The sequence below is a fragment of the Streptomyces sp. CB02056 genome (genome assembly GCF_001905545.1).
Classification (GTDB): domain Bacteria; phylum Actinomycetota; class Actinomycetes; order Streptomycetales; family Streptomycetaceae; genus Kitasatospora.
This window is the reverse complement of record NZ_LIPD01000006.1, coordinates 51453-72672: the sequence shown is the minus strand read 5'-3', so window position 1 is coordinate 72672 and position 21220 is coordinate 51453. Positions and strand designations below refer to the sequence as shown.

Sequence of the window (21220 nt, the reverse complement as noted above, 5' to 3'; positions counted from 1 at the left end):
GGCCTACTGCCCCGCGGTTGTGCGAGCGCGCATGGCGGCGGTGTTCGCTTGCGTACGGCTTCGGGCTGCAGGACTGCCCCGGCGCCTCCAGGCTCCAAGCCGGGCGCGAAGGTTTGAGCCGTTGTCCGGCGGGCAGCCGCGCCCCACAGCGCGGGCGGCCGTGAGCCGCCTCGCACCGACCTCAGGACGGAGGGCTTTGAGATGACCACCAATCCCGGACCGCCTGGAGGACGCCCCCAGCCGCCCCCGGTCACGGAGGCTCCCCATCCAGGCCCTCCCTCGGGGGGCGAGCGCGATGCCAAGGACATCGCGCTGGACGCCTTCCGGGCCCCGGAGCCGGACGGTGCGCTCACCACCGATCAGGGGATTCGGGTCGACGACACCGACAACTCCCTGACCGTGGGCGAGCGTGGCCCGACGCTGTTGGAGGACTTCCACCTGCGGGAGAAGCTCACCCGCTTCGACCACGAGCGCATTCCCGAGCGGGTGGTGCACGCCCGCGGTGCCGGCGCGTACGGTTTCTTCGAACCGTACGAGTCGCTGGCCGAGTTCACCTGCGCCGACTTCCTCCAGGAGGCCGGCCGCCGGACCCCGGTGTTCGTCCGCTTCTCGACCGTCCAGGGGCCGCGCGGCTCCGCCGACACGGTGCGCGACGTCCGCGGCTTCGCCACCAAGTTCTACACCCGGCAGGGCAATTACGACCTGGTCGGCAACAACATGCCGGTGTTCTTCATCCAGGACGCGATCAAGTTCCCCGACTTCGTGCACGCGGTGAAGATGGAGCCGCACAACGAGATCCCCACCGGCGGCACCGCACACGACACGTTCTGGGACTTCTGTTCGCTGCAGTCCGAGTCCACCCACATGCTGATGTGGGCGATGTCGGATCGGGCGATCCCGCGCAGCTTCCGGATGATGCAGGGCTTCGGCGTGCACACCTTCCGCCTCGTGACCGCCGACGGGCGCGCCACCTTCGTCAAGTTCCACTGGAAGCCAAAACTCGGCGTCGCGTGCCAGGTCTGGGACGAGGCCCAGATCACCGCCGGCCGCGACCCCGACTTCCACCGCCGGGACCTGTGGGAGGCGATCGAGGCCGGCGAGTTCCCGGAGTGGGAGCTCGGCGTCCAGCTGATCCCGGAGAAGGACGAGCTCTCGTTCCCGTTCGACCTGCTGGACCCGACGAAGCTGGTGCCGGAGGAACTCGTGCCGGTGCGGCCGGTCGGCCGGATGGTCCTCGACCGGAACCCGGAGAACTTCTTCGCCGAGACCGAGCAGGTCGCCTTCCACACCGCCAACGTCGTTCCCGGCATCGACTTCACCAACGACCCGCTGCTGCAGGGCCGCAACTTCTCCTACCTGGACACCCAGTTGATCCGCCTGGGCGGCCCCAACTTCTCCCAACTGCCGGTCAACCGTCCGCTCGCCGAGGTGCGCACCGACCAGCGTGACGGCTACGGCCAGCAGGTGATCCACTCCGGGACGAGCTACGCGCCGAACTCGGTCGGCGGCGGATGCCCGGCCACCCTGGGCGGCGGGCGCCTTGCCGAGGGGGTGTTCGAGCACTATCAGGAGCGTGTCGACGGGCAGGCGATCCGCCGGCGCAGTCCGAGCTTCGCCGACCACTACGGCCAGGCCGCGCTGTTCTGGCGCAGCATGGCCGGCTGGGAGCAGGAGCACATCATCGCCGCGTTCTCCTTCGAGCTCGGCAAGGTCGGGGACCAGGCCGTGCGGCACCGGATGGTCGCCAACCTGGCCCGTGTCGACCAGGAACTGGCTGTGGAGGTCGCCCGCCGCATCGGCGAACCCGAGCCCGCGCCCGAGCCCGCACCGGACCGGCCCACCGGCGACCGCGAAGCCGGAGCAGTGGGGGAGCGGGTCTCGCCCGCGCTGAGCCTGGAGAACCTGCACGGCCACGGCATCCGTACCCGCAAGGTCGCCGTCCTGGTGGCGCAGGGCGTGGACGCCGCCCAGGTGCGGGCGGCGCGCACCGCCCTGCGGGCCGAGGGCGCCACGGTGGAGACCCTGGCCCGGTACGGCGGGAGCGTGGCCGGCAGCGACGGCCAGGACGTGGAGGTCGACCGGGCGTTGGCGACCACCGCCTCGGTGCTGTACGACGCCGTGGTCGTCCCGGACGGCGCAGAGGACGCGCTCGTCGTGGAACCGGACGCCGTCCGGTTCGTCAACGAGGCACTGCGGCACGGCAAACCGGTGGCCGCGCTCGGCACCGGCACGGCGCTTCTGCGGGCCGCAGGGGCCCGCGAGGCGGAGCAGCTCGCCGGGGTCGCCCTGTGCGGCCCGGACCGGCAGCCCGGCGCCTCGTTCTGGGAGGACTTCGTCCACCTGATCGAACAGCACCGGTTCCCGCAGCGCTGAACCCGAGCCCGAATCGCCCGCGCGACCTGCCCAGGAGGACGAGGTCGGTGGGCCCTGCCCCGTTCGCCGGCTTGGCCCGTTCGCGGTCGAGTCCGTCGGCCTGGTGGTGCTGTCAGGGAGCACTCGAAGGACCTTCGGCCTAGCGTGGTGGCGACAGTGCCCGGGGGCCGCCGCCGCCCGAGGCGGGGGAGGACGTTCACGAAGGAGCGGATTCCGATTGACCGAGTACGGCTACTTCCTGTCGTGTGAGGAGTTCACCCCCGCGGAGCTGATCGACCAGGCCCGTCGCGCGCAGCAGGCCGGGTTCACCCGGTTGGCGGTCTCCGATCACTTCCATCCGTGGAACGACGCGCAGGGCAACAGCGCGTTCGTGTGGTCGGTGATCGGGGCGCTGTCGCAGGCCGTCTCGCTGCCGGTCACCACGCTGGTGACCTGTCCGACGGTGCGGCTGCATCCGGCGGTGACCGCGCAGGCCGCCGCGACCTCCAGCGTTCTGCTGGGTGGGCGTTTCGCTCTCGGTGTCGGGACGGGGGAGGCGTTGAACGAGCACGTTCACGGCGATGCGTGGCCGTCCTTCGAGGTACGGGCCGAGATGCTGGAGGAGGCCGTCGAGGTGATGCGCGAGTTGTTCACCGGGGAACCGGTCAGCCACCGCGGCCGCCACTACACCGTCGACAACGCCCGCCTGTACACCGTCCCCGACCAGCCGCTGCCGGTCTACGTCTCGGCGTTCGGGCCGAAGGCCGCCGAGCTGGCCGGCCGGATCGGGGACGGGTTCGTCACCATGACCCCGGACGCCGACCTCGTGGGCGCGTTCCGCGAGGCCGGGGGCCAGGGCAAGAAGGTGGTGGGCGGCGTGAAGGTGTGCTGGAGCAGCAACCGGGAAGCGGCCGTGGACGTGGTGCACCGGCTGTGGCCGACCGAACTGCTGCCCGGCGAGCTCGCCCAGCTCCTGCCCACCCCGGCGCACTTCGAACAGGCAAGTCGGCTCGTCACCCGCGACATGGTCGCCGACGCGGTCACCTGCGGCGACGACGTGGAGCAGCACGTGGAGACCGCGCGCGCATTTGCGCGCGCCGGGTTCGACGAGGTCTACGTCGGACAGATCGGCCCCGATCAGGAGGTCTTCTTCGACGCCTACCGTGAGCTGGTCCTGCCCGCCCTGAACCGCTGACCCGGGCTGTCCGACCGATGGCCGCTGACGCCGCGTCCGCTTACGGGAGAGGCCCCGCTACAGGGTCCGGCCCCGGCAGGTGGCCCCTTCGGGCGCAGACGCTCTCGAGAGGCAGTGGTGGTTGCGGCGGCACGGCACGGTACTTCGCGGCGCCGGGGCGTTCGGCGCCGGTCGGATGCCCCGGGTTCTGGCACCTGACCGGCGTGCGGAGGCGTGCCCTGTGAGAACGGCCTGGCACCGGTTGCGCTCTGTGTGCGGGCGGGCGTGGGGGCGCGGGCGGGAGATCGAGCTGATGCAGCGTTCGCTGGCCTTCGCCGCGCTGTTCTTCGTGACCCTGGTGCCGTTGCTCATGGTCATCGCGGCGGCTTCGCCTGCCCGCGGCAACGGGATCGCCCAGTGGATCACCGACGGCCTGGGGCTGTCGCCGCGCGGCGGCCAGGCCGTCGAGACGCTGTTCAGTTCACGCGGGCAGGTCCTCAGCACGACCACCGGGTTCAGCCTCGCCGCGCTGGCCTTCTTCGGCGTCTCGCTGACGGGTGCGATGCAGGGCGCCTACGAGCGGATCTGGGGCCTGCCGCGAGGACCGTGGCACCGGGTGGGGCGCCAGGTCGTCGCGCTGGCCGGACTGACCGGCTACCTCGTCCTCGCGGCCTGGAGCGGCGTGCCGTGGCAGCACAGCGCCGTCCAACCGACCCTGCGGATCCTCGCCACGGTGCTGGGCGGTCTGCTGCTGTTCTGGTGGCTTCCGCGCTTCCTGCTCGGGGCCCGTGCCCCGCGGCGAGGGCTGGTGCCCGGGGCGGTGGCCACGATGGTCGCCCTGGCCGGCCTCCGGCTGTTCTCCCGGCTGGTCTTCGCCCCGCTGCTGGTCTCCAACGCCGTTTCCTACGGCACGGTCGGCGCAGTCCTGGTGGTCCAGTCCTGGCTGATCGGGGTGGGCTTCACCGTGTACGGCGGAAGCCTCGTGGGGTGGGCGCTGTCCGGCGGCGACCGGTCAGCCGCGGGTGACGGTGGTGAGGGGGGCCGCGGCATACCGGAAACCGGTGAGGGGCCGGCTGGCGGGGCGCCAGGCGGAACACCACCCGGCGAAGCGGACGACTGATCCGGTGCGGCACGGGACCAAGGCCGCGTGAGATGCGCGCGGCACCGGTAGCCGGGGCCGTCCAGCAGCAGTGGCACCCGGAACGTGATGCCCGCAGGCGGGCGAGGTCGGGTCTAGAGAGCGGGGCGGCGGGCCGCCACGAGGTCGGATCCGGGGGCCTGCACAACGTGCAGTCCTGCGGCTTCGAGTTCCTCGGTGAGCCGCTCGGGCGGGGCAGGCCACATGTCGAACGCCTCCCGGGCCTCGCGCAGGAGCTCCTGCTCGCGTTCGACGCGGTAGGTGAAGACCACACGCAGGACGCCGCGGTGGGGCCGGCGGGTGACGTCGGCGCTGTACAGGTCAGGGCCCACCCGCACCGGACCGATCCGTCCCACCGCCTCGCATCCGCCGGGCAGGTCGGCGGGCGGCGGATCGAACAGGAGTAGGCCGCCCGGTAGGAGGGCCGCGGAGATCGCCCTCCAGGTGGCCCGCCTGGTCGGGGGATCCAGACAGGCGATCACGTTGGAGGCGACGGCCAGGTCCGCCACGGCCGTCAGGCCTGCTGCCGCGAGGGGCTCGGGGTGCACGGTGACGCGAGCGCGTTGGTCCGCCCCGAGGCGGGCCAGGCGCGACAGCAGGGCGGCGCGCATGGCCGGGGCCGGTTCGACGGCGTGGACGGGCACGCCGGAAGCGTGCAGCAGGACCTCGGTGACGATGCCGGTGCCCGCTCCGACGTCCAGGACCGCTCGGCGGGCTCGCTCGGCCGCCTCGGTGAAGCGCCGCTCGGCCAGACGGCGGTCGGTCTCGGCCTGCAGGAGATCGTAGAACTCCGCGGAGACCGCGTACCCGCCGTCGGGGGAGTCGTCCACGGCCGCGCGCTCAGCCGCGTACGGGCTGGAAGTGCGTCGGGTCCGCGAGGGCGCTGGAATCAAGGCGGGCAAGGAGTTCGCCGACATCGGTGTGGACCTCAAGGGCTCCCGCCGAGCGCAGGGCCCGCTCGCCGAAGCCGCCGGAGAGCACCGCCGCGCAGGTGACCTGGGCCCCGGCGGCGGCTTGGACGTCCCATGAGGTGTCACCGACGAACAGCGCCTCGCCCGGCCTGGCGCCGGACGTGACCAGAGCAGTGTGGACGCGGGCCATCGCCGGTGTGCGGCCGAACCGGGCGAGCGCCTCGGTCCAGGCGACGGTGTGCCAGTAGCTGGTGTCGAGAAGTGTGCCGTCGACATCGAACAGCGCTGCGGCCGGCATCGAAGCCTCCCTCACTCACGCCCCCGGCATGTCCACCCTGTCGACGCTACGGCCCGACGACCGGCCACGCACGCGGCGCGGCGCCGGGCCGTTTGCCCCGCTGTTTCCCGGAAACCCGAAGCAGTATGGAAACTGCCTGCCGGACCATCGTCATCACCGGGGCCAGCGGTGGCATCGGCCGCGCGACCGCCGAGGCGTTCGCCGCCCGCGGAGACCGGCTCGCGCTGATCGCCCGCGGCCGGGCCGGCCTCGAAGCGGCGGTGCGCGAGGCCGAGCGGGCCGGCGCTGCCAAGGTCATCGCCATCGAGGCCGACGTCGCCGACGCACACGCGGTGGAGGCCGCCGCCGAACGGGCCGAGGAAGAACTCGGGCCGGTCGACGTGTGGGTCAACGACGCGTTCGCCTCCGTCTTCGCCCCGTTCACCGAGGTCTCCCCGGAGGAGTTCCGGCGCGTCACCGAGGTTACGTACCTCGGCTACGTCTACGCCACCCGGGCCGCCCTGGCCCGGATGCTGCCCCGCGATGCCGGGGTGATCGTGCAGGTCGGCTCGGCGATCGCCTACCGCGGCATTCCGCTGCAGAGCGCCTACAGCGGCGCCAAGCACGCCATCCAGGGCTTCAACGAGGCGCTGCGCTGCGAGCTGCTCGCTTCCGGTACTCGGGTGCGGACCACGATGGTGCAGATGCCGGCCGTCAACACCCCGCAGTTCGACTGGGTCCGGTCCCGCCTGCCCCGTCGGGCGCAGCCGGTTCCGCCGATCTACCAGCCCGAGGTCGCTGCCCGCGCGGTGCTGTTCGCCGCCGACCACCCCGGGCGGAGGGAGTACTGGGTGGGCGGCAGTACGGTGGCGACCCTGGTGGCGAACGCCGTCGTGCCCGGGCTGCTGGACCGCTACCTGGCCCGCACGGGCTTCGACTCCCAGCAGGAGGACCGTCGGCGCCGCGCCACGGACCCGGACAACCTGTTCGAGCCGGTGGATGCCCGGCGGGACTTCGGGGCGCACGGCCGGTTCGACGGCCGGGCCCGGGATCGCAGCCGCCAGCAGCAGGTGGCGCACGCCCTCGGCGGCCTCGCCGACGCGCTGGGGCGCGCGGCTGGACGGGTGCAAGCCGGTTTGCCCGGTGCTGGTAGCGGGTTCCCCTCACGGATGCGGGGAACACGCACCCCGCAGTCATCGGACAGGAGTGTGTGACCATGCCTCGCGGATCGAGTCCCAAACGGGAGCGGCAGTACGAGCACATCAAGGACAGTGCGCTGGAGCGTGGTGAGAGCGAGAAGCGCGCCGAGGAGATCGCCGCCCGCACCGTGAACAAGGAGCGGGCCCGGCACGGGGAGTCGAAGACCGCCAGCCGCAGCTCGCTGAAGGACATGTCCTCCTCCCGTCGCGGTGGGCTGCGGTCGCACAGCGGCGCCCAGGGGCCGACGAAGGAGCAGCTCTACAACGAGGCGAGGCAGCGCAACATCCACGGGCGCTCGAAGATGAACAAGAAGGAACTCGAACACGCCCTGGGCCGATAGGAGCTGGTCACCGTGGGTACTGTTCCCGTGCCGCCCGACCCCGATGTCACCCCGGTTCCGCCGTCGCCCAGCCCGCCGGAGCCGGTGGAGCCACCGGTGCCGCCGGATCCGCCCGCGCCTCCCGGAACGCCCGAACCGCCCCCTGAGCCGCCGGCCCCGCCCGGCCCGGGCGAGCCCGCGGAGCCTGCCCCTCCGGAGCCCGGGCACCCCCGCCCGTCGGAGCCTCCCGACTGACCCGGAGGCCATGACACGGCCGGGCGGTGGACGGCGTGCGCGGAGGCACCGCCTGCGCCGCGGAGTCGCCAGGTGGCCGGGAACCGAACAACGACCCGGAGGACTACAGGAGGTCAGGTGCTCACCCGGCTGGTGGAGATCGTGGTGTGGGGTGCTGCCCTGACGGGGCTGACGGTGGTGTTCATCAGCTCCGTCTCGCCCGTCGAGCTGCTGGTCGCCGTTCTCGCCGCGTCGGGCGGGGCGGTCGCGGCCCGCAGGATGCGTCTGGCCGCACACGTCCGCGTCGGAGGAGGGCGTGGCGCGGTGCGTGCGCTCCTCGCGCTGCCGGGCTCGGTCGTGCGCGGTCTGGCCGTGCTGACGGCCGCGATGGCCCCCGGTCACGGAGACGGGAGGGTACGGCGCATCCGGCTGCGCCCCGGAGCGGGAGCCGGGTGGGCCGGCACGCTGCTCGCCGCCTCCCCGGACACCTGCGTGATCGACGTGCCCCGCGACGACGAGGTCGTCGTGCACGCTCTGCGCCCGACCCCGGGACCGGTCGAGGAGGCCGTGGCCCGCACGGACGGCGCGCGGTGAACGCCTGGACAGCGGCGGCCCTGGTCCTGCTGGCGATTCCCGCGCCGACGTGCCTGTGGGTCGCGGCGCGCGGCACCGCGGTGCGCCGACTGCTCGGGGCGTCGATGCTGTCGACCGTGGCCGGCGCGGTGTTCCTGCTGCTCCCGATGGCGTACGACCGGTCCTCCTATCAGGACCTCGCGCTGATGCTGGCCGTCCTGGCCCCCGCCGGCACCCTTGTCTTCGCCCGCTTCGTCGCCGGCCGCCGCCACGACGCCCACCCGTACGGTTCCACGCCCGAGAACTGACGAGACCCCGCCCGGCCGGCCAGACCGGGGGTGGGGGAGGGAGTTCGGATTGACGCCACGCCATGTGATCGTGCTCGTGCTGCTGTGGGCCGGCGTGGGGTGCGTGCTGCTGTCCGCGGCCGCGGTGCTGCGGCTGCGCGGAGCGCTGGCGCGCCTGCACGCCCTGGCCCCGGCCTCGGTGGCCGGTGTGCCGCTGATCGCCGCGGCCGTGGCAGTCGACCAGGGACCGGGCCGGGGGGCGGCCAAGACGCTGTTCATCGGCCTGGTCTTCGCCGTCGGCGGGACGGTCACCACGATCGCCGTCGGTCGTGCCACCCGCCAAGCCGAGGCCGAAGCGGTGAGCAGGCCGTGAACGCATGGCTGATCGGATTCGTCGTCGCCTTCGTCGTCCTCGCCGCCACCACGGCGGTCCTCACCCGCGACCCGGCCCGCCAGGCGGTCGTCCTCTCCGTGCTCGGTCTGGGCCTGGCGATGCTGTTCGCGGTGCTGCAGGCGCCCGACGTGGCGCTCTCCCAGCTCGCCGTGGGCACCGCGCTGACCCCGTTGCTGATCCTGCTGACCGTACGCAAGGTCACCCGCCGACCCACCCGCACCGACGACCGGGCCAGCGCCGGCGACAACGGGCGGGAACGGAAGTGACGGCCCGCGCCCGGCTGACGATGTTCCTGGCAGCGGCCGCCGTCATCGCCGCGTTCTTCACGGCCGCGTGCACTCACCTCCCGCCGTTCGGCACGGACAGCCACCCCTATGGGGACCAGGCGGTGGCGGCGGCGCTGGACCGGCGCACCGCCAACGTCGTCTCCGCCGTCAACTTCGACATCCGCGCCTTCGACACCCTCGGCGAGGAGTCCATCCTCTTCGGCACCGTGCTCGGGGCGACCCTGCTGCTGCGCCGGGCCCGCGACGAACGCCACCGCCGCGCCGAAGCCGAGCGGGTCATGCCCACGACCCGCCTCTTCGGCGCACTGCTGTTACCGGTCACCCTGGTCGTGGGCGTCTACATCGTCGCGCACGGCCAGTTGAGCCCCGGCGGCGGCTTCCAGGGCGGCGTCGTCCTCGCCACCGCTCTGCACCTGGCCTACGTGGCCGCGGACTACCGGGCCCTGAAGCAACTGCGCCCGCTCGCCGCCCTCGACGTCGCGGACTCGCTCGCCGCCGCCTCCTACAGCCTCGTCGGCCTGGCCGGCCTGATCGCAGGCGGCGCGTTCCTCAAGAACGTGCTGCCGCTGGGCACCTTCAACACCATCACCTCCGGCGGCACCGTCCCGGTCCTCAACGCCGTGGTCGGCGTCGAGGTCGCCTGCGGCCTGATCGCCCTGCTCGCACACTTCCTCGACCAGGCCGTCGAACTCACCGAACCCGACCACCAGAGAGACGGAGACACTTGATGGGAACGTGGGTCTTCCTGGCCGCCGGATGGGTCCTGCTCATCGCCCTGTACGGCCTGGTCACCAGTCGCAACCTCATCCACGCCATCGGCTGCCTGGCCGTCGCCCAGTCCTCCACCTACCTCCTGCTCCTCGCCGTCGGCTACCGCCGCGGCGCGACCGCCCCCGTCTACTCCGACCTCACCCCCGGAACCCGCCCCGTCGTCGACCCCGTCGTGCAGGCCCTTGCCCTGACCGACGTCGTGGTCGGCGCGACCGTCACCGCGCTGTTGCTCGCCCTCACCATCCAGTTGCGCAAACGGCACCACACCGTCGACCCGCAGGCCCTCACCGGCCTCAAGGGCTGACCGTGACCGAAGCAGCCCTGCTGCCGCTCGCGGTGGCCATTCCCCTGCTCGGCGCCGCACTGCTCGCCGTCGCCGGCCGCAGACTCCCCCGGACCGGTTGCGACATCCTGGCCACCACCTGCGCCGGTGCCGAGGCAGCGTGCCTCGCCCTGCTCTGGGCGCGCACCGTCGGGCGCCTCGTCACCGCCGACCTGGGCGGCTGGCCCGCCCGCCTCGGCATCGTGCTCGCCGCCGACCCCATCGGCGCCGGACTCGCGCTGCTCGTCGCCGTCCTGGTCCTCGCGGTCGTCGTCTACGCCTGGCGGTACTTCGACGAACCCACCGGCGAGCACGCCGGCGCCTTCCCCGCCCTGATCCTGCTGTTCGAAGCCGGCATGGCCGGCTTCGCGCTCACCGGCGACCTGTTCAACGCCTTCGTCTTCTTCGAACTCATGGGAGCCGCCGCCTACGCCCTGACCGGCTACCGCATCGAGGACCCCCGCCCGCTCCAGGGGGCACTCACCTTCGGCATCGTCACCTCCTTCGCCGCCTACTGCTCCCTGCTCGGCATCGGCCTCCTCTACGCCCGCACCGGCGAACTCAACCTCGCCCGCCTCGGCCGGCAGCTCGCCGGCCACCACACCGACGTGCTGACCGTGGCCGCGTTCGCCCTGATCGCCACCGCCCTGCTGGTCAAGGCCGCCGCCGTGCCGTTCCACTTCTGGCTGCCCGACGCGCACGCGGTGGCGCCCACCCCGGTGTGCATGCTGATGTCCGGCGCCATGGTCGAACTCGGCGTCTACGGCATCGCCCGCGTCTACTGGACCGTCTTCGCCGGCCCGGGCGGCATCCACCCCCAGGCCTTCCGCACCACCTTCACCGCGATCGGTGTGCTGACCGCACTCCTCGGCGCCCTGATGTGCTGGCAGCAGCGCCACCTCAAGCGCCTGCTCGCGTTCTCCACCATCAGCCACGTCGGCCTGTTCCTCATCGCCGTCGCCCTGCTCACCCCCGACGGCGCCACCGGCACCGCGGTGTACGTCGCCGCGCACGGCCTGGTGAAGGCCGCGCTGTTCGCCCTCACCGGTGTACTGCTGGACCGCTACGGGAGCGTCGATGAACACGGCCTGCACGGCAAGGCACGCGACCTGCGCACCGTCGGGGTGCTGTTCGTGGCCGGCGCCCTGGCCCTGGCCGGCATGCCGCCGTTCGGTACCGGCCTTGGCAAAGCCCTGAGCGAGGAGGCCGCCGGCCACTGGCAGCCGTGGCTGCCCGCCGTGTTCGTCGCGGCCTCCGCCGCCACCGGCGCGGCCGCTCTCCGCGCGGCCCTGCGGATCTTCTTCGGCATCGGCCCGGCCCCACACAGCCGACCGGACGAGGACGAGACCACCGGCGAGGGCGAGGAACCCGAAATCCGCTCCCCGCAGCGCGCTTTGCCGCAAACCATGACGATCGTCCCGGCCGGTCTGATCGGCCTCGCCGTCCTCGTCGGTTCCCTACCCGCCATCCCCGCTGCCCTCGCCCGTGGCGCGGCCGTCTTCACCGACCCCGACGGCTACAGCGCCGTCGTCCTCACCCACGCCAACACGCCGCCCGGACCCGTGCCGGCCGCGGACTGGACCGTGACCGGGATGCTGCTGGGCCTGCTGTCCGCAGCCGTCGCCCTCGCCCTGGCCACGGCCGCCCTCCACCGGCCCGCCGCCGACCGGCACGCGGCTGCCCGAGCCGTACGGGCGCTGCGCCGCCTGCATTCCGGACACCTCGGCGACTACCTCGCCTGGCTCGCCCTCGGCGTCGCGGTGCTGTGCGTCGCGATCGCCGCCCAGACCTGAATCCTCCCCGGTCCCTACAGCCGCTCCTCCATCCCGATGGCTGCCTTCAGATCCTCGTAGGCCTGACCGCGCTTGCCTTCATGCTGCTCCAGCATCGCCCGGACGATCGCATCCAGCTTGCGCTGGATGGCATGCTCGGCCCGTCGCTCGGAGTTCTTCAGCATCGCCAGCAGCAACAGCGTCACCGCGCCCATCGCATCGCCCACCAGAAGCTGCCATTCGATCGGCAGCCCGGCCACGTGCACCGCGACGACCGCGCCCACCAGGCACAGACACAGCACCGCGAACAGCGGCGAGCTGGTGAAGTTCGACGCCAGTTCCGCGAACTCCTCGAACCGCCCGCGCCGACCGTTCCCATGCTTACGAGCAGGATGCTGAAACGTCATGCCGACGCCCTCTCCGTCCGGTGCGCAAAGACAGCCGCCTCCACTGTCCACCGACACCGTCCCCGGTGGGCCGCGGGCGCGGCAACACGCCACACGGTGCCCTCCGCAGACAGCGATCGCCATCAGCCCGTCGCCGTCGCCCACGGCGTTGCCTGCGGACAGCCGGAGCGGGGAGGCCTCCGGGCAACGGGCATGCGGGTTGGTGGGTTACCCGCGACTGGCGCGGTGATCCTCAAGGGTGTCGCCGAGCTGGTCGAGCGGGCGACTCCGGCGGCCCCGGCCGATGGATTCCGAGCTCATCGGCCGGGCAGGATCACAAGCGGACAGCTTCCCTCACGTGAGGAGGCCGATCATGTCCCCCGATCACCGTCCGCTGAGGATGTCCGCCGGACCGGCCGCCGCCGCAACCGCCCTGGTGTCGGCCTCTCCGTTCCCCCAGACCCGGCGCCTGCGGCAGATCACCGGCGCAGACGAGGTCTTCACCGTCCGCGACACCGTCCGCGCCCCCTCACCGACGCCGGTGCCCCCTGCAGAATGAGGCCCGCCATGGACACCCCCGAGCGCTACGCGATCACCCTGCCGGGCCCACCAGGCGCGCACCGTCCGCCCGAGATCGTCGTTGTCCACGCCACCAGTGACAGGACGCCCGACGGTATCCCGATCTACGCCGACGACACCGGAACCTTCCGGGTGGAGATCCAAGCCGGTGTGGCCAGGCCCCTGGACGTCGCCACAGGGCCGGGCCAGCACACCTGCTTGCGCGCCACCCCGCTCCCCTGAGCGCAGCATTGCCGGCCAGGTGTGATCGGCATCTCCGGTTCGTAGTCGTACACGTCGTCGTCCGGGAAACAGCCGTAGCGCTTCCGGACCGCGTCCCGACGCTCCGGAAGGAAGCGCCGCAGGGAAATTCAGGCATTGGATCCCCCGGTCAAAGCCCCGGGGCGTAGGGGGCGATCCCGATGATGAGGATGTCGCGGCGCCCTTCGTTCCCGTCGTCGCCGAGGCGGACCGGGCCGACGTAGTGGCTGACGCGTCGGTCGTGGACGCCGTAGCCGTCCAGCGGCTCGGTCAGCACGAAGCGGTCGTGGATCGCTTCCGGGGGCAGCGCGTCGGGTTGTCGGCCGGCGCTCTCCGGGGTGGCGATGACGTTCTCGCCGCCCTTCACGTTCCGGCGGCCGATCAGGTGGGCGAAGGTGAAGGTGGCCGGTGAACCGCCGTCCTGATGCAGGCAGTTCGGTGAGGACACCGCCTCCTGGTCCTGGTCGTGGATGCCGAGCGAGATCAGGTGGATGCCGACGTAGACGGGGACGCGGCGCAGGTCCTCCAGCCACAGGGCACGGTCCAGGTCGGCATGGACGAGGGCGTCGAGCAGCCGGTTGCGGTGCAGGGCTTCCGGGATGTCGGGCAGCCGGCGCCGCACCCGGGGGTACTCGGGGTTGTGCTCGTCCTGCCAGTACTCCGTGACGGTGCCGAACTCCTCGTCGGGGGTGCCCGGGATGTAGGAGAGCTCGCCGGTCCAGGGCAGGTGGACGGCGTGCGAGTAGCGGCGGAAGCGGTGGGTCTCACGGGCGTACGGATCCGGCGGCAGGTCCTGGTAGGAGTCGGCGAGCCGGGTGAAGTCCTCGGCCAGGGCCACGGTGTCGATGCCGAGGTCGGCGGCGTTCAGGCGGGCGTACCCGTCACGGCGCACCCGCCCGCCGCGCTCCGGCGGGCGTCCGTGCTGCTCCGGTCTGTCGTCCATCGGCTTCTCCGGGTGGTCGCGGGCGTCCGTGGAGATGGGGCCGCGTGCCCCTCCGGCTTCCTCCACGCTGGCACACCCGTCGGGGTCGCGCCCCTGGGGTGACCGCTGTGCGGATGACCGGGGCGGGACGGCCTGCGGGCTGGTCATGCAGGTCGCGAGGTCGTCCACGACCGCTGGCAGGCCGCCGGCCCGGTGTGCGGCGCGCTGGCGGTGGGCGCCGCTGCCCCGGGCGGCCAGCCGGTCGACGAAGGCGGTGACCCGCTCCAGGTCCCCCAGCTCCTCCAGCGCGGGGCCGATGTGCTCGACGAGCCGCCGTGCGCGTTCCGGGGCGGGCAGGACGCGTCCGGTCAGCGCGTCCGCTCCCGGCCCCGGCCAGCCGTCGCGGGTCGCGTACCAGTACGAGCCGCGCAACAGCTCACCGCGAAGCTGCGGTCCCTTGTCGCCGCGCTCCGCCAGGCGGGCGGAGGTCACCACCAGGCCGCGCACGACAGCCGCCAGGGCCACCGAGTCGGCGGACTCGGCCGGAACGTCCATGCACCGCACTTCCAGCGTCGGCAGGCGCGGGTGCGGGCGGGTGTCCCAGAACGGCAGGTCGGCGAAGGAGCTCCCGCCGACCTCCGCCATCGCGGCGGCGACGCGCCGGTAGTCGTCGAAGGACTCGACCCACGGTGGCGGTCCGAGGGAGGGGAAGCGCAGCCGCAGCACCGAGCGCCAGCTCGCGTACCGGGTGTCCCGTCCGGCGTGGAAGGGCGAGTTGGCGCTCATCTCCACCAGCAGCGGCAGCCACGGGCGCAGATGGTTGCCGACCAGGGCCGCCACCTCGCGGTCGGGCAGGCAGACGTGGACGTGCAGGGCGCAGACGGCGAAGTCGTCCATCAGGCTGCGGAACAGTTCCACCCCGTCCAGGTACCGGGGGTGGTGGCCCACCGGCACCACGCCGCCGCCCCCGATCACGGGCGTCGCACTGGGGCACACGGCCAGGCCCTCGGCCTCGGCGCACGCGGCGAGCTCGCGGCGCAACCGGGCCAGCTGGGCGGACAGCTCGCGCATGGTGGCGCACGGCGGTGTCCGCACCTCGACCTGGAGGTCCGTGAACTCACCGGACACCAGGTCCCCCAGCACGCCCGCGGCGCGGGCGGCCAGCCGCGGGCCCGCGGGAACCACGGCCCGGGACACGGGGTCCACGACGAAGTGCTCCTCCTCCAGGCCCACCGTCGGCGTCGGCCCCCGGCCACGGCCCGCAGTGCCTGCCACGGGCTGCCGGGCTCCTCGCGCGCCCGGGGCGCCGCTGCCGTCCACCTGACCAGAGTCCCTTCTCCCGGCCACGTCGGCATCACGGATCCGGGGTCCGGCCCGAAGACGAACGCTCGGGGCGGCTGGACGCGAGCGGACGCTCGGGACATGTCCCGGTACGAGCCGCCGTGCGGCAGGTGTGAACCGTGCCGGGCCGGGCAACCGCTCGGCATGCTGCTGATCCGCCCGCCCGGGGTCTACGCGCCCCAGGGCGACACCGAACTGCTGGCCGCCTGTGTGCGCCGGGAGCCGCTGGACGGCTCCAGCCGGGTGCTCGACCTCTGCACCGGGACCGGGGCCGTCGCGATCACGGCGGCGCGCAGCGGGGCCCTGGTCACGGCGGTGGACCTGTCCGCCAGGGCGGTGGCCACTGCCTGGTGCAACGCCCGGCTGCATCACGACCGGGTCCGGCTGCGCCGGGGCGACCTCCTGGCGCCGTTGCCCGGTGAACGCTTCGACCTGGTGACCGCGAATCCCCCGTACGTCCCGACGGACCCGGACGGCGCGGTTCCCGGCCGGGGCGCCGAGCTGGCCTGGGACGCCGGACCGGACGGACGGCTGGTCCTGGACCGGATCTGCCGGACGGTTCCCGGGGTGCTGGCCGAGGGCGGCGTGCTGCTGGTCGTGCAGTCCGCGCTCGCGGGCGTGCCGGCCACCCTGGCGCTCCTGCGCGCGGCCGCGCTGCGCACAGAGGTGGCGGCTCGGCGGCGGCAGCCCTTCGGGCCGGTGATGACGGCCCGGGCCGCCCTGTTCGAGCGGCTCGGAGTGATCCGGCCCGGCGAGCGCGAGGAGGAGTTGGTGGTGGTGCGCGGTGTCCGCGGGCGCTGATCGCTACGCCACCCGGGTGGTCGTCGTGCCGGGCGGCCCTCTGCTGGTCGAGGGCCCGGTGGAGGTGGTCCTCCCCGACGGCACCCGGAGGCTGTCCGAGCGCCCCGTGGTGGCCCTGTGTGCCTGTCGGCGCAGCCGCACGTACCCGTTCTGCGACACCAGCCACCGGCGGCACGGACGGCCGCTGCGGGCCCGGGAGCAGGGCCCGCGCGACTCGGACGGTGCGGCCGGTGGGAGGTGAGCGGACGGACGGTCCGCACCGCTCACCGCGGCCGCCGCGCCGGATGCCATCGCGCCGGCCGCGGCGGCGACGAACGCGGCCCCGCCGACGGCTGGTAGGGGGAGCCCCACAGCTGGGCGCCGTGATCACGGGCTTCGTCGTCGAAGCGGCCGTGTGCGCCGCAGTCGGCCTCCTGACATGCCGTCCCCGCCCGGCGCGCGCCGGTCCGGGGAGGAGCGGCGCGGGCTTGCCGGGCGGCCACGATTCTCCCTAGGGCGCCACGGTGTCCGCCGCCGGCGGCTCCGGTTCGTCGTCGTCCGAGTCGGCCTTGCGCCGGACGTCGGCCGGGGTGGGAGCCGTGATCCCGCGCTCCTCGGCGGAGCGCTCGCGGGCCCCGACGATCCCGTCCGCTTTCGCCCGGACGTCGGCCGGGGTGGGGGAGGTGATCGAACGCTCCTCGGCGGAGCGGTCCCGCGTTGTCTCGTTCGGCTGGGTGCCCTTGTCGCCGGACTTCGTCATGGCGGGCTCTCCTTCGTGAGTCGTTGCCGGTGGGATACCTCGCGGGTGCCCGGGAACTCCGGGCCTGAACCGACGAAGGGCACCTGATCCGAGTCCCTTCGCCGTCCGGCCGCCGCCTGCACGGTGGATGCCGGGCCCTGCGGGGGCATGGCGGCTCCGCGGTGACGATCTCCGGTGCCGGGTGTTTCGGGTCTGGTGGGGTCGCGTTCAGTGAAGTAGCGAGCTCTGCCCGTCCTACTACCCTGTGCGCACAGGCGTGAGGATGCACGTGCAGCCGGCGCTGTCAGGTCGGGCCCGCTGTTTCAGGCGACGGCGGCCAGGTCGGCGCGGCCGAACAGCAGGGCGTAGCCGCGGGGTAGGTGGGCGAGGAGGCGGTCGGTGAGGGTGTCGTCGGTGAGGGTGGTGAGGGCGGCCAGGACGGAGGAGGCATCCCAGCGGGCGGCGGTGAGGCTGGTGCCGAGGGTGTGGGCGAGGCTTTCGACGAAGGCGGGGGCGGTGACGGGCGACGGGAGGGGGATCTGGGCGGCGAGGACGGCGCGGGCCCGTTCGGGCAGGGCTGCGGCGAGGTCGCAGCGTTCGTCGCCGGTGAGCTGGGAGCCGAGGAGGGTCAGGACGGCGTCGAGGGCGCGTTCGGCTTCCTCGTCGGTGGGGTAGCGGCCGAGGTTGCGGACCTGCTGGAGGAGGTGGCGGTAGCGGGTCATGACCGTGGGGCCTTCCTGGGGCCGGCCGCCGGGCGGGCCGGCGGCGTGTGAGGGGTGGTCAGGGTCAGGGCCGTGTCCTTGCGGTCGGGCGGCCGAACAGCAGGTCGTAGCCGGGCGGCAGCTGGAGCAGGACCTGGTCCATGAGGTCGTCGCCGGCGGCGTCGGCCACCGTGGACAGGACGGCGCCGATGTCCCACGGGGCCGTGGCTTCGGTGGCGCCCTCGATCCAGGCCGCGGTCGCGCGGACGAACCGCTCGGTGTTGAGCGGCTCGGCGGCCTGCAGCGGGTTGAGCAGGATCAGGGCCATGGTCTCGGGCAGTCGGGTGGCCAGTTCGGCGCGCACGTCGCCGACCAGGTGGGCGCCGAGCAGGGCAAGGACCACCCGGGCGGCCCGCTCGGCCTCCTGCGGGCTGTCGTACTCACCGCGCTCCCGGACCTCCTCCAGGAACGCCTCCCATCGAAGCGTCATCGCGATTCTCCCTCCGTCCCGAGGCCCGGCACGCCCGGGTGGCCTCAAGGCTCGACGGCCAGGCGCCGGTGCAGACCGGTCAGCTTGAGCAGCCGCACGACGCGGCGGCCGGCCCCGCGCAGGACCAGGCGGGCACCGCACCGGTCGGCCTGGGCGCGGGCCCGGACCAGGGCGCCCAGGCCCGCGCAGTCCATGAACGTCACCTCCGACAGATCCAGCACCACCTCCCGGTGCGACTCGAGCGCGGTGGCCAGAGCACGGCGCAGCGAGGGTGCGGCGTCGAGGTCGATCTCGCCGTGGGCTCGCACGATGAAGGGCTGGTTGCTGCTCTGGCCGTTCATGGCGTTTCCGCGTCGCTGCGGGTAGGCCGGTCCGGGTAGGCCGGCCTGACGGTCGGGGGGTGTTCCGGCCGCCCCTCTCGATCGAGGGGGAGAGATCGGGGGGCGGCCGGAACGGCATCGGGGATCGGGTCAGGCCCGGATCTGCTTGCGGCTTCCGCTGTGGCTGATCTCGATCTTGCGGGGCTTGGCCTTCTCGGCGACCGGGATCTTCAGGGTCAGGACGCCGGCGTCGTAGTCGGCGGTGATCCCGGCGGGGTCGAGGGTGTCGGAGAGCATGACCTGGCGGGAGAACACGCCGAGCGGGCGCTCGGACAGCTCCCACTTGATGCCCTCGCCGTCCTGGCGCGGGCGGCGCTCGGCCTTGACGGTCACCATGTTCCGTTCGACGTCGATGTCGATCGCCTCCGGGTCGACCCCCGGCAGGTCGAAGCAGATCACGTACTCGTCGCCCACCCGGTAGGCGTCCAACGGCATCGGCGTGGGACGCGACCAGGTGCCGGTCGTGTTGAGGAACTGCTGGGTCAGCCGGTCCAGCTCGCGGAACGGGTCAGTGCGCAGCAGCATTGCGAAACACCTCCATGGATCGAATGGGTGCCAGTGCGCTTCACCTGAGTCCTTTCTAGCGCGTCATCCATCCGATGACAAGTTGCCGCGTCGCCTATAGAGTGACGGCATGAGCGAGAAGTCCCGCAAAGCCGCCCCCGACGCCTCCCCACCGGTCGAGCCCGTCTCGTTCCTGGCGGCCGCGGCGGCGCTGGCCGCCATCGACGACGCCGTCCGCACCGCCCAGAACCCCGCGTCCCGGCCCCCGACCACCCCTGACGAGCACGGTGGCCCCGAGCAGGCCCTGGCCGCACTCGTCCTGCTGCGCGAGCTGCGCGGCCAACTCGCCGGCTGGGAGGCCGGCCTGGTGGAGAGCGCCCGGGAGGCCGGCGCCACCTGGGCCGACCTCGCCCACCCGATGGGCGTCGCCAGCCGCCAGGCCGCCGAGAACCGCTACCTGCGTCTCAAGCCCGCCTTCGCCGACGCTTCGCGGTCCGGTACCGGCGCGGAACGGGTCAAGGCCGTCCGCGACCGGCGGGCCGCCGACCGATCGGTCACCGTCTGGGCCCGCGACCACGCCGCCGAGCTGCGGGTCCTCGCCGCGCGGATCACCACGGCCGCACTCGCTCCCGGCGCCCGTCCTGCCCAGGCCGCCCTGACCGCCGCCCTCGGCGCCACCGAACCCGCCGACCTGATAGAGCCCCTCGCCGCCGTCCGCCCCCACCTCGGCTCCGGCCACGGCGACCTCGCCACCCGCCTCGACGCCCTCACCCACCACACCACCCAGATCCGCGATGACAGTGACCGACGCCGCGCCTGACCCTGTCGCCACCGCCGAAAGGCGCTGGCAGGACCTCCTGGACCGGATCCACGGCCTCGAAGCACGAGTGGCCGCCACCACGAGCACCGTCAACGCCGCCCTCGACCACCACCTCGCCCGCCTCGACGCCCTGCGCCGGCACCTCGCCCACCCAGACTGGCCACTGCCCGCCCCCGATCCGGACAGTCACCCAACCGCGCCGACGGACAACGGGCCGGCCTGACGAGGCCGGGAACCACCGCAACCACCCCGGCCGTCAGAACCGGCTCCTGTGTCCCACTGGCGCGCCCAGGGGGCCGGTCAGCGCTGGTGGTCTCCGGAGACGTACCGACTCCGGGTAGCCCCTTGTCCGTCGCGGCCTGCTCGGTGGTGAAGTCGGTGTAGCCGAGCGCCTTCGCGGCTACAGGCGGCTGTGTGTAGGCGACGAACCGGCGCAGCACCTGGGCGCGGCCGGTGCCGGGCGCGGTGCCGGCGTTCCTCAGGATCGCCCTGGAGGGCCCGTGCCGTCATGGGCTGGTCGGCATGGCGCCCAGGAAAGAGCTACCGCCGGTTTCGCGCACTGACGTGGGGCCGGCGCCGGTGACCGGCCGTGTCCTGGACGGCCCGCCGGCCGACGCCGACCTCGCGGTGGAGGAGCGTGCGGCGATCGAGCTCTCGCGCGACCGTGACCGCCCGGGCCCCGAGCGCGTCCGGGCGGCGGGCGCGGCCCGCGCCCTGGGCTGGATTCTCGGCTTCGCGCCGATCAGCCGCTGACCGCGGCCTGACGTCCCGCCCCGTCGTGGTCAAGCCCGGCTATCTGTGTGCGCTGCGCCGCCTCGCCTCCCAAGAAGCTCACGCCCTGTCCGTGGCCGTCCGGCCGCCTCGGCGTTGCCGTCGGCTCTCCGTGCCGTCGGTGGGCATCAGCGCAGGAGGGTGGCGAGGAGTTCGGCGATGGTGGGGCCGGCGTCGGCGGGGTGACGCAGCTGCTTGCTCGTGACGACGCTGTAGTGGTTGGTGCGGCCGTGGCGTTCGTGGCTGAGGTATCCGGCCTGTTCGAGGTCGGCGATGATGCGTTGGACGGCGCGTTCGGTGAGCAGGCAGCGGGCGGCGATGTCGCGCACGCGGATGCCGGGGTCGCGGGCGATCTGGACCAGCACGCGGGCGTGGTTGGTCAGGAAGGTCCATCGCCGTTCGGTCGTCGTGCCGTTGTCCATTCCTCCACGATAGGACTCCTGTTTCACGACTGCCGATACACGACAGGAGATTCGTGCAATGGTTGACATGTCTGGCGGACGGGCGAAGAGTGGAAGGGCCGCACTCCGCAGTGCTTCGCCGCGGATTCCCCGGC

The 21220-nt window shown here is 73.2% G+C and carries 29 protein-coding genes; 19 read left to right on the top strand and 10 right to left on the bottom strand.

The genetic code is table 11. The annotated features are described in order from the left end of the window. Positions 1-201: 201 nt before the first annotated feature. The 3 genes from AMK13_RS17460 to AMK13_RS17450 all read left to right on the top strand — a co-directional run bounded on the left by AMK13_RS17460 (position 202) and on the right by AMK13_RS17450 (position 4646). A complete protein-coding gene (locus AMK13_RS17460) occupies positions 202-2373 on the top strand; it encodes a catalase (protein WP_079272236.1) in 2172 nt (723 codons plus the stop codon). Positions 2374-2590: 217 nt separating this feature from the next. Further along, on the top strand, positions 2591-3547 hold the full coding sequence (locus AMK13_RS17455) for a TIGR03557 family F420-dependent LLM class oxidoreductase (protein WP_074003020.1): 957 nt from the start codon (positions 2591-2593) through the stop codon (positions 3545-3547). A gap of 292 nt (positions 3548-3839) precedes the next feature. Then, on the top strand, positions 3840-4646 hold the full coding sequence (locus AMK13_RS17450) for a YhjD/YihY/BrkB family envelope integrity protein (protein WP_074003019.1): 807 nt from the start codon (positions 3840-3842) through the stop codon (positions 4644-4646). A 113-nt stretch (positions 4647-4759) separates the two neighbouring features. On the opposite strand, the gene AMK13_RS17445 is transcribed toward AMK13_RS17450, so the two are convergent. Further along, positions 4760-5494 (bottom strand): class I SAM-dependent methyltransferase, encoded by a 735-nt coding sequence (locus AMK13_RS17445; protein WP_074003018.1) that lies wholly within the window; start codon positions 5492-5494, stop codon positions 4760-4762. 10 nt (positions 5495-5504) lie between these two features. Next, entirely contained in the window at positions 5505-5873 is a 369-nt protein-coding gene (locus tag AMK13_RS17440) for an HAD family hydrolase (protein WP_074003017.1), read from the bottom strand. A gap of 125 nt (positions 5874-5998) precedes the next feature. Between AMK13_RS17440 and AMK13_RS17435 the strand changes: the two genes are divergently transcribed. The 9 genes from AMK13_RS17435 (at position 5999) to AMK13_RS17395 (ending at position 12032) form a co-directional block, all read left to right on the top strand. Next, positions 5999-7066, top strand: coding sequence for an SDR family oxidoreductase (locus AMK13_RS17435; protein WP_074003016.1), 1068 nt, complete (start codon positions 5999-6001; stop codon positions 7064-7066). 2 nt (positions 7067-7068) lie between these two features. Then, a complete protein-coding gene (locus AMK13_RS17430; protein WP_049649641.1) occupies positions 7069-7392 on the top strand; it encodes a hypothetical protein in 324 nt (107 codons plus the stop codon). A 351-nt stretch (positions 7393-7743) separates the two neighbouring features. Beyond that, on the top strand, positions 7744-8199 hold the full coding sequence (locus tag AMK13_RS17425) for a hypothetical protein (protein WP_074003015.1): 456 nt from the start codon (positions 7744-7746) through the stop codon (positions 8197-8199). Then, entirely contained in the window at positions 8196-8486 is a 291-nt protein-coding gene (locus AMK13_RS44920) for a monovalent cation/H+ antiporter complex subunit F (RefSeq protein ID WP_053111949.1), read from the top strand. Before AMK13_RS17425 ends, AMK13_RS44920 begins: the two co-directional genes overlap by 4 nt. Positions 8487-8535: 49 nt before the next feature. Further along, positions 8536-8838 (top strand): cation:proton antiporter, encoded by a 303-nt coding sequence (locus AMK13_RS17415; RefSeq protein WP_158077714.1) that lies wholly within the window; start codon positions 8536-8538, stop codon positions 8836-8838. Continuing rightward, positions 8835-9125, top strand: coding sequence for a Na(+)/H(+) antiporter subunit B (locus AMK13_RS17410; protein ID WP_049649644.1), 291 nt, complete (start codon positions 8835-8837; stop codon positions 9123-9125). The genes AMK13_RS17415 and AMK13_RS17410 overlap by 4 nt, the downstream gene beginning before the upstream one ends. Next, positions 9122-9874: an MnhB domain-containing protein gene (locus AMK13_RS17405; RefSeq protein ID WP_074003013.1), complete on the top strand. Its 753-nt coding sequence runs from the start codon at positions 9122-9124 to the stop codon at positions 9872-9874. Before AMK13_RS17410 ends, AMK13_RS17405 begins: the two co-directional genes overlap by 4 nt. Beyond that, entirely contained in the window at positions 9874-10221 is a 348-nt protein-coding gene (locus AMK13_RS17400) for a sodium:proton antiporter (protein WP_049649646.1), read from the top strand. The genes AMK13_RS17405 and AMK13_RS17400 overlap by 1 nt, the downstream gene beginning before the upstream one ends. A 2-nt stretch (positions 10222-10223) precedes the next feature. Next, complete coding sequence (locus tag AMK13_RS17395) at positions 10224-12032, top strand: complex I subunit 5 family protein (protein WP_074003012.1); 1809 nt, start codon at positions 10224-10226, stop codon at positions 12030-12032. 14 nt (positions 12033-12046) lie between these two features. Here AMK13_RS17395 and AMK13_RS17390 read toward each other — a convergent pair whose 3' ends face one another. Further along, positions 12047-12418 carry a low affinity iron permease family protein gene (locus tag AMK13_RS17390; protein WP_074003011.1) on the bottom strand — a complete coding sequence of 124 codons (372 nt, stop codon included), beginning with the start codon at positions 12416-12418 and terminating at the stop codon, positions 12047-12049. Between the two features lie 352 nt (positions 12419-12770). Here AMK13_RS17390 and AMK13_RS42885 point away from each other — a divergent pair, with 352 nt between their 5' ends. Together AMK13_RS42885 and AMK13_RS17385 are read left to right on the top strand one after the other, a co-directional pair. Continuing rightward, a complete protein-coding gene (locus tag AMK13_RS42885; protein WP_143204561.1) occupies positions 12771-12956 on the top strand; it encodes a hypothetical protein in 186 nt (61 codons plus the stop codon). A gap of 8 nt (positions 12957-12964) precedes the next feature. Then, the gene (locus tag AMK13_RS17385) at positions 12965-13198 is read left to right on the top strand and encodes a DUF6296 family protein (protein WP_074003010.1); all 234 of its coding nucleotides are present in this window, start codon (positions 12965-12967) and stop codon (positions 13196-13198) included. A gap of 148 nt (positions 13199-13346) precedes the next feature. On the opposite strand, the gene AMK13_RS17380 is transcribed toward AMK13_RS17385, so the two are convergent. Next, positions 13347-15413 (bottom strand): YbdK family carboxylate-amine ligase, encoded by a 2067-nt coding sequence (locus AMK13_RS17380; RefSeq protein WP_079272232.1) that lies wholly within the window; start codon positions 15411-15413, stop codon positions 13347-13349. Positions 15414-15623: 210 nt separating this feature from the next. Here AMK13_RS17380 and AMK13_RS17375 point away from each other — a divergent pair, with 210 nt between their 5' ends. After that, positions 15624-16280 carry a HemK2/MTQ2 family protein methyltransferase gene (locus AMK13_RS17375; protein ID WP_074003008.1) on the top strand — a complete coding sequence of 219 codons (657 nt, stop codon included), beginning with the start codon at positions 15624-15626 and terminating at the stop codon, positions 16278-16280. Next, positions 16264-16521, top strand: a complete 258-nt coding sequence (locus tag AMK13_RS17370) for a CDGSH iron-sulfur domain-containing protein (protein WP_049649651.1) — start codon at positions 16264-16266, stop codon at positions 16519-16521. The genes AMK13_RS17375 and AMK13_RS17370 overlap by 17 nt, the downstream gene beginning before the upstream one ends. 249 nt (positions 16522-16770) lie before the next feature. Here AMK13_RS17370 and AMK13_RS17365 read toward each other — a convergent pair whose 3' ends face one another. From AMK13_RS17365 to AMK13_RS17345, 5 genes are all read right to left on the bottom strand, one after another. Next, positions 16771-17019 carry a hypothetical protein gene (locus tag AMK13_RS17365; RefSeq protein ID WP_049649652.1) on the bottom strand — a complete coding sequence of 83 codons (249 nt, stop codon included), beginning with the start codon at positions 17017-17019 and terminating at the stop codon, positions 16771-16773. A gap of 302 nt (positions 17020-17321) precedes the next feature. After that, positions 17322-17720, bottom strand: a complete 399-nt coding sequence (locus tag AMK13_RS17360; protein ID WP_074003007.1) for a DUF2267 domain-containing protein — start codon at positions 17718-17720, stop codon at positions 17322-17324. Positions 17721-17784: 64 nt separating this feature from the next. Next, the gene (locus AMK13_RS17355) at positions 17785-18189 is read right to left on the bottom strand and encodes a DUF2267 domain-containing protein (protein ID WP_074003006.1); all 405 of its coding nucleotides are present in this window, start codon (positions 18187-18189) and stop codon (positions 17785-17787) included. 44 nt (positions 18190-18233) lie between these two features. Further along, on the bottom strand, positions 18234-18530 hold the full coding sequence (locus AMK13_RS17350) for an STAS domain-containing protein (protein ID WP_074003005.1): 297 nt from the start codon (positions 18528-18530) through the stop codon (positions 18234-18236). A 129-nt stretch (positions 18531-18659) separates the two neighbouring features. Further along, positions 18660-19094, bottom strand: coding sequence for an Hsp20/alpha crystallin family protein (locus tag AMK13_RS17345; RefSeq protein WP_074003004.1), 435 nt, complete (start codon positions 19092-19094; stop codon positions 18660-18662). A 109-nt stretch (positions 19095-19203) separates the two neighbouring features. Here AMK13_RS17345 and AMK13_RS17340 point away from each other — a divergent pair, with 109 nt between their 5' ends. From AMK13_RS17340 to AMK13_RS43520, 3 genes are all read left to right on the top strand, one after another. Next, complete coding sequence (locus AMK13_RS17340) at positions 19204-19893, top strand: hypothetical protein (RefSeq protein WP_074003003.1); 690 nt, start codon at positions 19204-19206, stop codon at positions 19891-19893. Continuing rightward, positions 19868-20116 (top strand): hypothetical protein, encoded by a 249-nt coding sequence (locus AMK13_RS17335; RefSeq protein WP_143204560.1) that lies wholly within the window; start codon positions 19868-19870, stop codon positions 20114-20116. Before AMK13_RS17340 ends, AMK13_RS17335 begins: the two co-directional genes overlap by 26 nt. 356 nt (positions 20117-20472) lie before the next feature. Continuing rightward, positions 20473-20646: a hypothetical protein gene (locus AMK13_RS43520; RefSeq protein ID WP_158077713.1), complete on the top strand. Its 174-nt coding sequence runs from the start codon at positions 20473-20475 to the stop codon at positions 20644-20646. A gap of 146 nt (positions 20647-20792) precedes the next feature. On the opposite strand, the gene AMK13_RS17325 is transcribed toward AMK13_RS43520, so the two are convergent. Further along, the gene (locus AMK13_RS17325) at positions 20793-21086 is read right to left on the bottom strand and encodes a helix-turn-helix transcriptional regulator (protein WP_074003000.1); all 294 of its coding nucleotides are present in this window, start codon (positions 21084-21086) and stop codon (positions 20793-20795) included. Positions 21087-21220 lie beyond the last annotated feature (134 nt).